The sequence below is a fragment of the Enterobacter sp. CGMCC 5087 genome (assembly GCF_003144775.1).
GTDB lineage: Bacteria > Pseudomonadota > Gammaproteobacteria > Enterobacterales > Enterobacteriaceae > Enterobacter > Enterobacter cloacae_M.
In genome coordinates, this window is the sequence record NZ_QFXN01000031.1 from 1 (window position 1) to 439 (window position 439).

The following is a 439-nucleotide window of genomic DNA, read 5'->3' on the forward strand; positions in this document are numbered from 1 at the left end:
GCGACGGGAATGATACCCATCGCCTCCAGCCGTTCAGCGTGAACGGGGGAACGGTGGATCCCGTACACGGCTTCCGCTCCTGCCTGACGTGCCCACTGCCCCAGCAGAATGGCGCAATCCGACCCGGCAGCCGTTAGCAGCACCCGCTTTCCTTCAGGCGGATAGCGGGTAAGCATCATCTGCGCCGCCAGCGGGTTGATATAGGCCCGTGCGGCCAGTTGTGCGTCAACAGCGTCCGGAACGGGGATAGCATACTCTGCCGGGCAATCAACATAGCGCTGCCAGGTGCCTTGACCGCGCAGCGGCAGGACGCGTTTACCCAGCAGATGCGCAAACGACGCGGGCGCGTCGGTGACAATGCCGACACCTTCATACCCCGCTACCGCCGGTAACGGGGTTCTGTGGCGGTAGGCGCCGGTAATGGGAATAAGATCGGATG

At 63.6% G+C, this 439-nt stretch carries 1 pseudogene; it reads right to left on the bottom strand.

Annotated features, from left to right (window positions below):
• Window positions 1–439, bottom strand: a pseudogene (locus DEO48_RS02895) (alcohol dehydrogenase); the annotation flags it as partial.